16 protein-coding genes are annotated in these 12464 nt (G+C 38.6%); all 16 read left to right on the top strand.

Annotated features, from left to right (window positions below; genetic code table 11):
• Positions 1 to 139 precede the first annotated feature (139 nt).
• The 16 genes from dinB to BQ5364_RS14975 all read left to right on the top strand — a co-directional run bounded on the left by dinB (position 140) and on the right by BQ5364_RS14975 (position 12414).
• Entirely contained in the window at positions 140 to 1387 is a 1248-nt protein-coding gene (dinB, locus tag BQ5364_RS15050; protein WP_071144573.1) for a DNA polymerase IV, read from the top strand.
• A 14-nt stretch (positions 1388 to 1401) separates the two neighbouring features.
• A complete protein-coding gene (locus tag BQ5364_RS15045) occupies positions 1402 to 1614 on the top strand; it encodes a LexA family protein (RefSeq protein ID WP_023922630.1) in 213 nt (70 codons plus the stop codon).
• 12 nt (positions 1615 to 1626) lie between these two features.
• Positions 1627 to 1866 (top strand): hypothetical protein, encoded by a 240-nt coding sequence (locus BQ5364_RS15040; protein ID WP_005344271.1) that lies wholly within the window; start codon positions 1627 to 1629, stop codon positions 1864 to 1866.
• A gap of 250 nt (positions 1867 to 2116) precedes the next feature.
• A complete protein-coding gene (locus BQ5364_RS15035; RefSeq protein WP_071144572.1) occupies positions 2117 to 2689 on the top strand; it encodes an ArpU family phage packaging/lysis transcriptional regulator in 573 nt (190 codons plus the stop codon).
• Positions 2690 to 2698: 9 nt separating this feature from the next.
• Positions 2699 to 3070: a hypothetical protein gene (locus BQ5364_RS15030; protein ID WP_071144777.1), complete on the top strand. Its 372-nt coding sequence runs from the start codon at positions 2699 to 2701 to the stop codon at positions 3068 to 3070.
• Positions 3071 to 3173: 103 nt separating this feature from the next.
• Positions 3174 to 4013, top strand: a complete 840-nt coding sequence (locus BQ5364_RS15025) for a PD-(D/E)XK nuclease family transposase (RefSeq protein WP_071144571.1) — start codon at positions 3174 to 3176, stop codon at positions 4011 to 4013.
• Positions 4014 to 4200: 187 nt separating this feature from the next.
• Positions 4201 to 4518: a type II toxin-antitoxin system RelB family anti-toxin gene (locus BQ5364_RS15020; RefSeq protein ID WP_226862455.1), complete on the top strand. Its 318-nt coding sequence runs from the start codon at positions 4201 to 4203 to the stop codon at positions 4516 to 4518.
• A gap of 155 nt (positions 4519 to 4673) precedes the next feature.
• Positions 4674 to 4886: a sporulation initiation factor Spo0A C-terminal domain-containing protein gene (locus BQ5364_RS15015; RefSeq protein ID WP_071144570.1), complete on the top strand. Its 213-nt coding sequence runs from the start codon at positions 4674 to 4676 to the stop codon at positions 4884 to 4886.
• Positions 4887 to 4893: 7 nt separating this feature from the next.
• Complete coding sequence (locus BQ5364_RS15010) at positions 4894 to 5325, top strand: hypothetical protein (protein WP_071144569.1); 432 nt, start codon at positions 4894 to 4896, stop codon at positions 5323 to 5325.
• A 326-nt stretch (positions 5326 to 5651) separates the two neighbouring features.
• Positions 5652 to 6125, top strand: coding sequence for a sigma factor-like helix-turn-helix DNA-binding protein (locus BQ5364_RS15005; protein ID WP_172677496.1), 474 nt, complete (start codon positions 5652 to 5654; stop codon positions 6123 to 6125).
• 244 nt (positions 6126 to 6369) lie between these two features.
• A complete protein-coding gene (locus BQ5364_RS15000) occupies positions 6370 to 6552 on the top strand; it encodes a hypothetical protein (protein WP_071144567.1) in 183 nt (60 codons plus the stop codon).
• A gap of 149 nt (positions 6553 to 6701) precedes the next feature.
• On the top strand, positions 6702 to 7082 hold the full coding sequence (locus BQ5364_RS14995; protein ID WP_071144566.1) for a type II toxin-antitoxin system PemK/MazF family toxin: 381 nt from the start codon (positions 6702 to 6704) through the stop codon (positions 7080 to 7082).
• Positions 7063 to 7311 (top strand): DUF6870 family protein, encoded by a 249-nt coding sequence (locus BQ5364_RS14990; RefSeq protein WP_005344286.1) that lies wholly within the window; start codon positions 7063 to 7065, stop codon positions 7309 to 7311. Before BQ5364_RS14995 ends, BQ5364_RS14990 begins: the two co-directional genes overlap by 20 nt.
• Positions 7312 to 7450: 139 nt before the next feature.
• A complete protein-coding gene (locus BQ5364_RS14985; RefSeq protein WP_071144565.1) occupies positions 7451 to 9148 on the top strand; it encodes a recombinase family protein in 1698 nt (565 codons plus the stop codon).
• Positions 9149 to 10849: a recombinase family protein gene (locus BQ5364_RS14980; RefSeq protein ID WP_071144564.1), complete on the top strand. Its 1701-nt coding sequence runs from the start codon at positions 9149 to 9151 to the stop codon at positions 10847 to 10849.
• The gene (locus tag BQ5364_RS14975) at positions 10840 to 12414 is read left to right on the top strand and encodes a recombinase family protein (protein ID WP_071144563.1); all 1575 of its coding nucleotides are present in this window, start codon (positions 10840 to 10842) and stop codon (positions 12412 to 12414) included. Before BQ5364_RS14980 ends, BQ5364_RS14975 begins: the two co-directional genes overlap by 10 nt.
• Positions 12415 to 12464: the final 50 nt, after the last annotated feature.

Raw genomic sequence — 12464 nt, 5'->3', positions numbered from 1 at the left:
ATAAAATCAACAATAATCTCCGAAATGGAGAAAATACAACCAAGATGTTACTTGACTATCTCCGAAATGTCGATATATACTAAACATACAGAAATTGATAAGACATTATGTTGAAGGAAGCAGCTGGGAGGTGAAAAGTTTGAGTGAGCGTGTGATCCTGCATAGTGATATGAACTGTTTTTATGCCAGTGTAGAAATGCTACATCATCCGGAATTTGCTGGAATGCCTCTGGCAGTCGGTGGTGATCCGGAAGCCCGGCATGGAATTGTGCTGACAGCAAATTATATTGCCAAGAAAAAAGGAGTAAAAACCGGAATGGCATTATGGCAGGCGAAACAGGTTTACCCGGAAATTATTTTTGTACCACCACGGATGGATTTATATTTGCGATTTTCTCAAATGGCAAGGGAAATCTATTCAGAGTATACAGATAAAATTGAGCCATATGGAATTGATGAAGCCTGGCTGGATGTATCAGATAGTGGAAATCTGAAAGGAAGCGGAATGACGATTGCGAGAGAAATCAGCCATCGGATTAAATACGAACTTGGAGTAACAGTGAGTATTGGAATTTCCTGGAATAAGATTTATGCGAAACTTGGTTCAGATTACAAAAAGCCGGATGCAATCACAGAGTTTAATCGAGAAAATTATAAAGACAGGATATGGCAGCTTCCTGCGTCAGATTTGCTTTATGTCGGAAGACAGACAAATAAGAAATTGCAAAAACTTGGAATCCGGACAATCGGGCAACTTGCGGAATCAGACGAAAAGTTGTTAGAGAGCCATTTTGGAAAAATAGGAAATGTATTATGGGCTTTCGCAAATGGCTGGGATGAAGATCCGGTTTGCAAGGAAGGGTATGAAGCTCCAGTAAAGTCGATAGGTAATAGCACCACAACACCGAGAGATCTGGAAAATGATCTGGATGTTTGGATCATTCAAATAGCATTGGCAGAAAGTGTAGCTGCACGATTGCGGAAACATGGATTTAAATGCAAAACAGTAGAAATTACAGTTCGAGATAATGGATTGTATAGTTTTTCCAGACAGATACATTTACGACAGCCAACGAATATTACAAATGAGATTGTAACTGCAGCATTTCAGCTATTTAAAGATAATTACAAATGGGAACATCCCATTAGAAGCCTGGGAATCCGAGCTGCGGATCTTGTGTTAGATGATATTCCCGTGCAGTTGGATTTATTTGGAAATCAGGAGAAAAAAGAAAAGTTAGAGAAGCTGGATCGTACTGTAGATGAGATAAGACGACGGTTTGGATATTTCAGTATACAGCGAGCGGCAATGTACCAGGATAAAGTCTTATCCCACTTAGACGCTGGTACGCACACGGTCCATCCACACAGTTATTTTCATGGGTAATTGGAGGGATAGATTTGAAAAAAGCATTAACCAGAAAACAGGAAGAAAGTTATCAGTGTATTTTGAATTATACGAAGGAGCATGGATATCCGCCGACAGTTCGGGAATTTGGAGAGTTGATCGGGGTGAAATCAACATCATCTGCTTTTTCCAGAATCAAGCAGTTGGAGCAAAACGGATATATCCGAAGGATTCCGGCATCGCCAAGAGCAATCGAGATTTTATAGTGAGGTGTCGGCATGAACAAAGTATATGTAGATGTAGTGGCAGAGTTTCGGAAAGACGGACAGCTGGTTCCCATATTTTTTACATGGGAGGATGGAAGAAAGTATAGCATTGACAGAATTTTGAAAATCGAGCGATGCGCCAGCAGAAAGGCAGGCGGTGTAGGAATGATGTACACCTGTATGATACAGGGACAGGAAAGCCATTTGTTTTACGAAGTGGATAAATGGTTTATGGAGAGAAAAACAGCATAAGGAGAGATAGGTATAGACGATATTATTTGGATTATTAACCGGCAGGGATAGTCACTTTCCCTTTATATTCCTGCAGGTTTTACATAAGAAGATGGATTCCGGTCAGCAAAGGCAACTCCCACAATGCCTTTTGGATATCCGCTTCTGCAAATTGTAGTAAGTAATTGCTTCCCATCAAAATCATGGGGAAAGCGAACTGGTCTGAAAGACCGCCAGTTAGTGTGATGATGATAAGGAGATTTTGAAACTGATGACAGACAGAGATTATGCAATTAAATCAATGAAAGAGATTACCTTCCAGATGGCAAGCCATGCACAGGATTATCTGGAAGTTACAATCGAAAGACATTATACTGATATTAAAGAACTGATGACAAGTTACCAGAAGCTGATTTTGGAAAATCAGGTCGTATTGGAAGAACTGGATATGGAGTGCCAGGAGAAGATCAATGAAGATATGGCATATGCGTTAAGCTACCTGAGCATTTATAATCATCAGCTGAACGTGCCAAAGATGCACCGGGAGATGAATAATCTGATGATTATTTATGGATTGTCGGACATGATCTATCGGGGAATGACTTTGGTGAAGTTCTATGCACCGAATGGTGTGATGCTCAGTGAAATCCTTCATTCCTGTTTTTGCAGTCATTATAATAAGACAGATGTGGAAGTACAACAGGAGTTGGGAATAGGCAGGACTTCTTTTTATAAAATGAAGAAGCAGGCACTTGGGTATTTAGGATTTTATTTTTATGAGATCGTGGTACCGCAGGCAAAGGATAAAAGATTTAAACCGTCACTGGGCGTTGAGGAAGAGTAGGTGAATAATATGAGATACGAAGATTCGATGAAAGGTGTAGCTGCTCAGATAATCAAAGAACAGCAGCGAGTCAGTAAAATTAAAAACAATCCAGAAGAGTTCCATTGGCATGACGAATATGCAACGTTGAATTTCTTTCGGTTTATCTGCAAAAATATCGGTAACTTGGGAAATGGAGAAATTGAGAAAATGGTCACACGCTTGAAAAGCATAGATCAGAAAGCAGTGGAAAACCATGTGAATGGTGCTGTTTGGGCATTTGATTATGATAAGATGTTCTGTGTATTGATGGAAAATGAAATTTGCCGAAAGGTGTGTGAAAAGAATAAATATAATAGTTGGACGAAGCTGATTGGAAATTATTGTTTTCAAGTGGTGTAGGATAAAATAGTGGCTTGTGAAAAGCTGGTTTTGATGTTAAGATGAAATTGGGATAGGAGACATTTAGGAATCTGTCCTGACACAGCAAAGAATGGAGGCGAGAATGAACGTGGCGAAAGCAGAAACCGTGAAAACAGAAGAATTGGAAACACGTTACGAAAGATACAAGGGTATCTTAAAAAACCTTACCATCATGAGCGATGTGTTTATGCGGAATGTATTTAAGAAACGTGAATGTACAGAATATGTTCTGCAGGTAATTATGGATAAAAAGGATCTGAAAGTGATTGATCAGGTTCTTCAAAAGGACTATAAGAATTTACAGGGACGTTCAGCTATTCTGGACTGTGTTGCCAGAGATTCTGAAGGCAAGCAGATGGATGTAGAAATCCAACAGGACAACGAAGGGGCATCTCCCAAAAGAGCAAGGTATCATAGTGGTCTGATGGATATGAACACATTAAATCCAGGACAGGATTTTGATGACCTTCCGGAAAGCTACGTGATTTTTATCACCAGAGACGATGCACTTGGATACGGACTTCCGATTTATCATATAGACAGGAAAATCGAAGAAGTCAGTGAGAATTTTAAGGATGAAGCTCATATTATTTATGTAAATTCTAAGAAACAAGAGGATACAGAATTAGGCAGACTGATGCATGATCTTCACTGTAAGAATGCAGAAGATATGCACAGTAAGATACTTGCTGACAGAGTATACGAATTGAAGGAAACACAGAAAGGGGTGGAATTCATGTGCCGTGAGATGGAACAGATTTATAGTGAAGGTATTGAAAGTGGTGAGCTGAAAAAAGCAAAAGCCTCAGCATTATCCATGGCTGCGGATGGAATGAAAGTTGATAAAATAGCCCACTATCTTAATGTAAGTGCTCAAATGGTACAGAAATGGATTGACGAGAGCATGAGTGTTGCACATTAACAAATGATAAATTTTAATGGAGCTACCAGGGGATACTAATTCTTCTGGTGGCTTTTTTGTGTGTTGCATGTATAAAAAAGTGAAATATAGTTCTATAGAACTATAACTTGATTTGCGGATTCTGTATCTTTCAATTATCCATCAGTATACTAATTTTAGACCGAATTATCGTTCTGAAGGAGGTGCTATGATGGATTTAAAAGCGGTTGGTCAGCGAATCAAAGCAGCAAGAGAAGCAAAAAATCTTACACAGGAAGAACTGGCGGCGCTGGTAAATTTAAGTACAACACATGTCAGTGTGATAGAAAGAGGACTGAAAGTAACAAAGTTGGATACCTTTGTAGCAATTGCCAATGCACTTGATGTATCGGCTGATGCGCTACTGATAGATGTTGTGACACATTCTGTCACAGGTGTTACTAATGAATTATCTGATATGATAGGGAAATTGCCAAAGGACGAGCAGAAAAGAATTTTAAATGCTGTTAGAGCTTTGGTAGACTAATGAAATAGGCATTGAAATCGAAGGGCATTAAGCTCTTCTTTTTTTTATTCTTTTTTATGGCTTCATTTGTGAAAGTATCTTTTTTCATAGTGAGAATCATGATATAGTAGTTCTAAAGAACTATAAATAATTCTTTGAAACCGGAGGGCGGGTAAATGAGAGAAAAAACTATTTATGAGAAGATTGCAGAAAAGTACAACACAACACCAGAAGAAGTACGCAGAGAAATGCAGATAGCCATAGATGCAGGATTTGATAGTCCTGATCCGGCTGTGCAGGAAGAATGGAAGAAAATGACACTTAAAGGAGACAGACCTACACCGGAAGAAGTAATCAATTACGCAGTAAAAAAACTAAAAGGAAATTAATGAAAATATGAAGAAAAAGATAATTGCAGTGATCTCAGGAGCAGTCATCTTGATAATTGCTGCAGGAAGTATTTATGGGAAATCTGAATCTGGTCATAAGGAAAGCGAACCGGATGTAGTTGGAACATTTTCCGTAAATCGAGATGAAAATATAACCGTGGTTGCTAACCGGGGACATATCGAGGATAAAGAAGCTTTTGCAAGAGAACTTTTGCAGATGTACAAGGATGATTCTTTTCATTCGACAAAATTCTCCACAGACAGGGGATATGCGACGAGCCTTGATATGAACATCTATTTATGGAAAGAAGATATTGAAGATGGAAAATCGGTAATGACAGCCGAATATAGACCTGTAGAATACGGAAAGGACCATGATGTAGTCAATAATCCTGATAAATTTCAACTATATATAGATGGAAAAGAAGTAGAAGAATAACACGGTGAACTTTTTATACTGAAATATGTACGATTTCAATAATGACATGAACTTATGGGAACATATTGCGGATACTTTGTGAACTTTATCCTGATACAATGATTATGCTGATGAAAGAAGGCATAGATAACTGAATACAATAAAGAGACGAAAGCCTCAGTAGTTAAGAAAAAACTACTGGGGCTTTTTTTCGTGCCTGAATTTATCAGCCAATAACTGCGGGCGTATCCCGGCAGGATAAAGGCGGAGCAGGCATGATCCTAAACAGAGGTCCTCCTTCTGGATTTGAAACGAGCAACAAAATTTCAAATTCAGGAGGAATGGATATGTATATTGAACACCCATATTTTTATGAAGGAAAGTACTACGCAAATATTGATGGAGAAATGATTGAGATTACAAAAGAAGTTGCGTATGCGATGAACAATTTTTACAGAAGCAGCAAGGCAAAAAAAGTTGAGATTAAGAACGAACTGGGTGAGGTTGTGGATAAGATGCTGAGAGAAGTACCTTATAGCGGTCAGTCCATTGATGGAGAAGGCTTCATGATTGAGGATTTTCCAGATCTGAACTGTGATGTGGAGCATTGTGTACTGACAAAAATGGAACAGCAGGATATTCACAAAGTGATCAATCAGCTGAACTCAGAGGAACGCATGATTATTTATGGCATTTTCTTTGAAAACAAGACACAGACACAGATGGCAGAGATCATGGGTATTTCCAGACAGATGCTGTCATACAAGCTGAAATCCACTCTTAATAAGATGCGTGAAATGTATATGAATAAATTTTTTTAAAAAATTTTTCAAAATCTTTTGCATCTGCCAAAGTCATTTGACTTTAGTAATTAGAGGAAGTTAAAGGACTTCCTAAAATGAACCATGATAACTGAATATCCAATAATAACTGACGTGACATTTCATGCAGAGAGCACGAGGAAGATGCCGCTATAGGATTATAAGACAAAACAAAGATTTTTAGTCCCGTCCGTAATGCTGCGAAAAAGCACTGACCGAAGCCAGCTGGCAGGCTGGTGATGCGATGATACGTATGAGATGCGATACACTTGCAGATCCTGAGAAGTCTGTAACTGGTAAACCTATGAACTGCTGGAGCCTGGAAACGAGAGTTTCCGGGTTGTGGTCCGGAGTATGCATCCGGGCAGGTTATTATTCCCTTCCTGCAGATGCAGGAGTAACGATTCGGGGTATCGAGGATAAATAGAATCGAGCGAGCACTGTTTAATAATCAAATTGGCTATAGAGGTTATGCGGCAGAGCTTTCCACTTTGGAAAGGAACTCTGCCGTATTCCTGTGGAGCCAATATAGCGCTATGAATGCTTTACAAATAAAAAAGATTGGAGAGATGACAAGTGACGATTCGAAGAGGAGATATCTTATGGGCGGATCTCGGTATGTTCCCGACAACTTCGGTTCAGAGTGGAGTAAGACCGGTGATCGTAGTGAGTAATAATAAAGCCAATACATACAGTTCAGTCATAACGGTAGTTCCGCTGACATCAAGAATATATAAGAAGCGGTATTTGCCAACACATGTATTTATCAGTAAATACGATATGACAGGAATCCGAAAAGGAAGTCTGGCACTGGCTGAACAGGTTATGAGCATTTCTACAAAATGTATTATTGAGAAATGCGGAAGAGTAAATAAGTGGAGCCTGGATCGGGTACTGAAAGCAGTACGGATTCAGATGGGAATGGAGGGAGAAGGGCATGACTGCAGAAGAATATAGAAACTATCTGGAAACGGATTTTGATGATGTGGATCTGAAGGAATTGAAGGATATCCGAAAAATAAGGATTGACCGGAATCAGACGAAGGAAAAAAGAATAGCTCAATATCTCAGACAGGTGGGAAATCCCTATCTTGTCTGTATAGGAAATGTAAAAGTGAAAATAAGGTTTGCAAACAATGGAGTATCTTTTGAAGATGCATTTGAGGAACTTTTGCTTTCTGTATAAAAAGTGATGGTAAAATCTGAAGAGTTATGTTAATATGGAGACGAGGAACTCAGGACTCCTCATTCATATCAGGACAAAATCGACTCACCCTCTGGGTTTTACCAATGTTGATGGAAAGGTAAAACTAAGGAGGATGAAGATGAATCAAATTAACAATTCAAAGAAAATCTATCATGCAGCCATTTATGTTCGTTTATCGAAAGAAGATGGCGATGTTGCTACTGCTGGAAAGCGTGAAAGCAACAGTATCTCAAATCAGAAAGATCTGATAAAAAATTTCCTAAAAGATAAAAAGGATATAGTTGTTGTATCAGAACGGGTGGATGACGGTTACAGCGGTTCTAATTTTGAACGTCCTGCATTTCAGATGATGCTGGAAGATATCAAAAAAGGAATTGTGGATTGTGTCGTTGTAAAAGACCTTTCCCGTTTTGGACGTGAGTATATTGATGCCGGAAAATATATCGAAAGATTATTTCCGGCACTTGGCGTGCGGTTTATTGCGGTCAATGATCATTATGACAGCCTGGAAGGAAAAAGTCAGGCAGACGAAATCGTGATTCCCTTCAAGAATCTCATTAACGATGCATATTGCCGTGACATTTCTATCAAAATAAGAAGCCACCTGGAAGTAAAGAGAAAAAATGGGGAATATATTGGAGCGTTTACACCGTATGGCTACCAGAAAGATTCAGATAATAAAAATAAACTGGTGATAGATGTATATGCGGCAGGTATCGTCAAAGAAATTTACCGTATGAAATTATCAGGTATGAGCCAGACAGCAATTGCCAATGCATTGAACAAACAGGGTGTTCTTTCACCAATGGAATACAAGCACAGTCTTGGAATAAGGATTCAGGATAATTTTAAAACACACGAACAGGCAGAATGGAGCGCCATGTCGGTAAAAAGAATCCTTGAAAATGAAGTATACACTGGAACTCTGGTGCAGGGAAAAAGAACAACACCAAACCATAAAGTGAAAAAATTGTTGAAAAAGCCGGAGACTGATTGGGTTAGAATTGAAAAAAATCATGAGGCTATCGTATCAGAACGAGAATTTGCACTGGTGCAGAGATTATTAGGGATAGATACAAGGACTTCTCCGAACGAGGAAAAGGTATATCCATTATCTGGACTTGTGGTTTGTGGAGACTGTGGGGCAATGATGATCAAACGGGATGTTCCGGCAGGAGGAAAGGTATATGCTTACTATATCTGTTCCAGACATGCGGCCACGAAAGCGTGTGCGGCACACAGAATACCAATGGGTAAACTGGAAGAAACAGTACTGGAACTGGTAAAAATCCATATTGAAAATATCCTTGATATGAAAAAAATCATGGATTTTATCCATGAAGTACCATTTCAAGAATTAGATATCAAAGAACTGGAAATTAGAAAAGAAGCAAAAGAAAAAGAAGCCGAGCGATGCCGGGAATTAAGAGATTATCTATATGAAGATTTCCGTGAAGGAATCATTTCAAAAGAAGATTATAAAGAGCTTCATGACGGGTACACAGAAAAGCGGAAAAAAGCCGAGGAAGCAGTCCGAAGCATTGATCAACAGATCAGTGAAGTCATGGAATCAAAAAGTGATAAATATCATTGGCTGGATTATTTTGCCGAGCATCAGAATATACAAGAACTTACAAGAACTGTTGCTGTTGAACTGATTGACCAGATATTAGTATATGATAAAAAACATATTGAAGTCAGATTTAATTTTGATGACTGTTATCAATCCCTGTTACGGCAGATACAGTCGGTGGGATGTGATGTCAGCACAGGTATAGACGGAAGGATAGAAATTCAAAAGAGGGAGGTCGTATAAATGGCTCGAAAATCAAGAAAAGTAGATTATGTGAATGTTGGAAATAAAGAAAATTTGGTTACAGAAGCTGAAAACCAGTGTGAAAAAGTTTCACATGCAGCCCTTTATGCAAGGCTTTCCTATGAGAGTGAAAAGAACAGAGAAAGAAATACGATAGAAACGCAGATGGTTCTGCTTCATAATTTCGTAAAAGAACAGAAAGATATCGTGGTTGCAAAGGAATATTATGATATATCTAAAACCGGAACTAATTTTGAGAGAGATGGTTTTAATGAGATGATGCAGGACATCAAAGAGGGAAATATTGACTGTGTTATTGTTAAAGATCTTTCTAGGCTTGGAAGAAATTATGTAGAGGCGGGAAGCTATATTGAAAGAGTGTTCCCATTCTTTAATGTGCGTTTTATTTCGGTGAATGATCATTATGATTCGTTCAGAGATGACATAAGCCTGCTGATCAGCATGTCAAACGTGTATAATGAGTTTTATTCCAGAGATTTGGCAAAGAAAATAAGAAGTTCATACCGGACGAGCTGGGCAAATGGCGAATTTCCTTCCGGTCAGATGGCTTATGGTTATGAAAAAGACAAGGATAATCCTCATCAGCTGATTCCAGATCCGGTAGCGGCACCAGTGGTGAAAAAGATATTTCAGTATTTTATTGATGGAATGACTTATGCAGAGATTGCCCGGAAATTAAATGCGGATGGGTATCTCTGCCCGAAAGCCTACAAGCTGGATAAAGCAGGAAAAGCAAATGAAAAGTCAGCGACATGGACATGGAGTGGAGGAACAGTCCACAAAATCCTTGAGAATCAATATTATGCCGGTGATAGTGTGCATAATCAGTTTACCAATGATTCCTGGGCAGCACAGAGACAGAAAATGAATCAGAAAGAAGAATGGATCATTATCAAAAATACCCATGAGGCACTTGTGAGCAGAAAGGATTTTGATGAGGTACAGGAAAAGATTGGTCATATCGTAAAACGGGTTAATGAAGCTCGTAAATCAAATGGCAATAATGTAAGAGACTTCAACTTTTTCAAGCAGAAAATTGTATGTGCAGACTGTGGAAAAACCATGTATTTATATGGGAAAACAAAAGACAGTCATCGTAGGTTTTACTGTGGAAATAATAAGCTCCACGGGAAGTGTACGCCACATTCTATCACTGATTTGGAAGTGAATGATTATGTACTGCGTGTGATACGTGCACATATCAATGTATATGTTGAAAATGTAGATTTGATTCGGCGGTTGAATCAAAGACAGGAAAGCATTAAAAAATATGATGTGTTTAACAGGGAAATCAAGAAATGCCGGAAAGAACTGGAAAAAGTGGCAGTACACCGGGAAAGATTGTTTGAGGATTATGTGTGCCGTATTATTGATGCAGAGCAGTATGAAACATTTTCAAAGCAGGATGCGGAAACAGAAAAAGAGATCCAGAATAACATGGAAATTTTATTAAAGCATCAGGTTGGATATGAAAAAAATTTTCACACAGAGGAAGAATGGGAAACATTGATCAATAAATACCGCAATACGAGAACGCTGACAAAGGAAATGGTCAATGCTTTTGTAGAAAAAATCGAAATACATGAAAGCGGTTCTATTACGGTACGTTTGGTGTATGATGATATGTTGGAAGAACTAAGAAAATATGCAAAAGAACGGGAGGCTGAGTTATGCCAGTAACAGAATGTATCGCTGTTTATATCAGACTTTCGTCGGAGGATAATGATGTAGATGGCAGTATAAAAGCTGAAAGTAACAGTGTCAGTGCACAGAGAATGCTGATAAACGAATTTATCAAAAAACAGGACGAATTTACTAACTGTCCAGTAGTTGAATATGTAGACGATGGGTACAGTGGTACAAACTTTAACCGTCCTGGCTTTCAGAGGATGATGGAGGATGCAAAAGCAGGACGTATAAAAAGTATTGTTATAAAGGACTTTTCAAGATTTGGAAGAGATTATCTGGAAGTGGGGAATTATCTGGAAAAAATCCTGCCGGTTCTTGGTATTCGAATTATCTCAATTAACGATGGTTTTGACAGTATCAATTCCTCTGGTTTTACTGGAGGAATGAGTGTAGCGTTAAAAAATATGCTGAACGCAATGTACAGCAGAGATTTGTCAAGAAAAGTTCGTTCTGCTATGAAAACACATGCTAAAAACGGTGAATATATGCCGGCTTTTCCAAAATATGGATATATTAAAGATCCAGAAGATAAGCATCATCTGGTTATAGACTCAGAAGCGGCTGAAACAGTGAAACTGATATTCACAATGGCGGCAGATGGGAAAACTAAAGGACAGATAGCAAAATATCTGAACGAAACCCATGTGCTTACATGCCGGGAGTATATGTGCAGAAAAGGTATAAAAATGCACAGAGAAAACGAAAAAGAAAAGAAACTTTGGTCAGTCACAACAATCTCAGATATGCTCAAAAATGAAGTGTATCTTGGAAAAATTATTTGGAATAAAAAGAGAGTGGCAAGAACAGGAAGCAATAAATTGGTTTCCAATGATAAAGAGGAGTGGATTGTTGTAGAAAATGCACATGAACCAATTATATCCGATGAATTATTCCGGAAAGCAAATGAGAAAGCGTTTACTAACCAGAAAAGAGTTCTTACAAAAAGAGGAGTAGCCTGCCCTATTTTCTTTTGCCCGACCTGTGGAAGAAGACTTGGTTTTACCAGCAGAGAGACTGGGTATCGCTGTATGCAGGCACATATCAGCGGTCTTAGTGGGTGTGCGGAAAGTAAAATGGACAGGAAAGAAGCAGAAGAAACAGTACTGGATGCAGCCAGAAATATGGCACAACTCATTTCGGAAAATCTTGAGAAAAAGAAAAGTGAATGGCATAAAACAATTTTGAAAGAAGAAAATATCGCAACACTGGAAAGTGAAAAAAAGCGACTCTCGTCAAGAAAAATGAAACTGTATTCTGATTATCGTTCAGAAGTGTTGGACAAGGAAGGGTATATGGAAGAACTGGAAAAAACGACTTCCCGTATTTCAGAAATCACTTTGCAGATAGCAGAATTGGAGAATGAGATTGCAGTAGCGAAGAAAAAATGTGATGAAGCAACAGAAAAAGAAATGGAAGTAAATGAGATTGCAGCATTGCAGGATTTTGACAAAATACAGCTGTCAAAGATTATTGAGAAAGTCTTTATTTATGAACCAGGTCGTATGGAGATAAGCTGGAAGATGGATGACATTTTCTACAAAGAAGAAAAAGCATAAACGGAATAAGATTGTTCGCAGGAGCATCACTGGATGAAAACAGTGGTGCT

The sequence above is a fragment of the Coprococcus phoceensis genome (assembly GCF_900104635.1).
Lineage (GTDB): Bacteria > Bacillota > Clostridia > Lachnospirales > Lachnospiraceae > Faecalimonas > Faecalimonas phoceensis.
This window is presented reverse-complemented; position numbering and strand designations above follow the sequence as displayed.

Bases quoted from the DNA above. Each gene is read 5' to 3' on its own strand.
- BQ5364_RS15040 (WP_005344271.1), top strand. From the start codon at position 1,627: ATGAACAAAGTATATGTAGATGTAGTGGCAGAGTTTCGGAAAGACGGA.
- BQ5364_RS15030 (WP_071144777.1), top strand. From the start codon at position 2,699: ATGAGATACGAAGATTCGATGAAAGGTGTAGCTGCTCAGATAATCAAA.
- BQ5364_RS15015 (WP_071144570.1), top strand. From the start codon at position 4,674: ATGAGAGAAAAAACTATTTATGAGAAGATTGCAGAAAAGTACAACACA.
- BQ5364_RS14990 (WP_005344286.1), top strand. From the start codon at position 7,063: ATGACTGCAGAAGAATATAGAAACTATCTGGAAACGGATTTTGATGAT.
- BQ5364_RS15020 (WP_226862455.1), top strand. From the start codon at position 4,201: ATGATGGATTTAAAAGCGGTTGGTCAGCGAATCAAAGCAGCAAGAGAA.
- BQ5364_RS15035 (WP_071144572.1), top strand. From the start codon at position 2,117: ATGACAGACAGAGATTATGCAATTAAATCAATGAAAGAGATTACCTTC.
- BQ5364_RS14980 (WP_071144564.1), top strand. From the start codon at position 9,149: ATGGCTCGAAAATCAAGAAAAGTAGATTATGTGAATGTTGGAAATAAA.
- BQ5364_RS15025 (WP_071144571.1), top strand. From the start codon at position 3,174: ATGAACGTGGCGAAAGCAGAAACCGTGAAAACAGAAGAATTGGAAACA.
- BQ5364_RS15005 (WP_172677496.1), top strand. From the start codon at position 5,652: ATGTATATTGAACACCCATATTTTTATGAAGGAAAGTACTACGCAAAT.
- BQ5364_RS14985 (WP_071144565.1), top strand. From the start codon at position 7,451: ATGAATCAAATTAACAATTCAAAGAAAATCTATCATGCAGCCATTTAT.
- BQ5364_RS14975 (WP_071144563.1), top strand. From the start codon at position 10,840: ATGCCAGTAACAGAATGTATCGCTGTTTATATCAGACTTTCGTCGGAG.
- BQ5364_RS15010 (WP_071144569.1), top strand. From the start codon at position 4,894: ATGAAGAAAAAGATAATTGCAGTGATCTCAGGAGCAGTCATCTTGATA.
- BQ5364_RS15000 (WP_071144567.1), top strand. From the start codon at position 6,370: ATGATACGTATGAGATGCGATACACTTGCAGATCCTGAGAAGTCTGTA.